This window comes from Priestia sp. P5_B4 (assembly GCF_056400385.1).
Genome location: NZ_JBFULJ010001064.1, coordinates 1 through 1,169, shown reverse-complemented (window position 1 = coordinate 1,169; position 1,169 = coordinate 1). Strand labels below are relative to the sequence as shown.

1 protein-coding gene and 1 pseudogene are annotated in these 1,169 nt (G+C 37.4%); both read right to left on the bottom strand.

Annotated elements, in window-relative coordinates:
* Positions 1-77: 77 nt before the first annotated feature.
* Positions 78-592, bottom strand: a pseudogene (locus tag AC1DRF_RS28805) (GNAT family N-acetyltransferase).
* Between the two features lie 190 nt (positions 593-782).
* The coding region (locus tag AC1DRF_RS28800; protein ID WP_477742414.1) for a phospholipase D-like domain-containing protein at positions 783-1,169 on the bottom strand (387 nt) is incomplete at its 5' end.

Here is a 1,169-nt window from a genome sequence, read left to right as displayed (position 1 = left end):
CCTATATGCGGCTGAAGTTAGCTTTAAAACAATATGACTAAGCATAAAAGAGGAGAATTGAAGAATTCACCTCTTTCTTATGCCATTTTATCCGTATGAATCCAAAAGCGTTGAACGACAGCTCCGTCCTCTTCTATATAATCCTCGTCTTGTATACCACCGTTTGCCAGAATAGTTCGACGAGAAGCAGTGTTCCAATCATCACACACAACTAATGCCCGTTGAACTCCCAGCTTTTTAATTTCTTGAAGAGATAACTTCAGTAGCAGCTTCGCATATCCTTTTTGTCTTTCGCTTGGCCGAATACCATAACCTATATGTCCTCCGCTGTTTCGCAGTATTTCACTTAGCTCATGGCGGATATTAACTACGCCTATTACTTTTTTGTGATGCATTAGCCAGTAGGTGGAATCGGGTACATATCCTTTTTTTAATCCGATCCCTTTTTCTGCATCTAACAACTCTTGAACCATTTTTTCAAAGTAAGCAGGATCTTTAGCAATTACCCACGGAATCATTTTTTCTCCGCGCTTGCTTTCCATTCATGATAAAAGCTCATATAAGCCTCTTTATAAGCTGCATCTGGTTTCATTAAAACGGCGGTCTCCACGTGCCTTCCTCCTTTTTGTTTATTATGTTTATACTACCTAGTTTTTCCAATAAATAAAAGAGGATAATTTACGTTATGTGATAAGTTTATTTATTCACTTATTTATAAGATATGTAACAAAAAGCACTCAATGGATATACCATTGAGTGCTTTTTGTTCTACTGCCGATTGTTTAAATAAATTCCTTAAAAAACCTCGTCACTTTTGCAAGGGCGTATAGGAAGGTCCGCTTCATAACAGGTTCTTCTTTCTTTTGGATGTCAGGAGATTTAATCCATCGCTTATGGTTGGCAATAAGGATACTTTTATCCATTTTGTTTTCCATCGCCATCGTCAGCTTTTTTGCAAATTCTTGACTATCGATAATGACCATTGATTCATTATTCAAAAATGTAGAACGGGAATCTAAATTAAAAGAGCCTACGGCACTGAGTCTTTGATCATAAATCACAGACTTTGCATGAATCGAATAAGGTCCTTGATATTCGTAAAGCTTTACACCCGTCTTCACAATCGTATCACGCATACTTATATACCCGGAAAAAGCCAACACATTGGG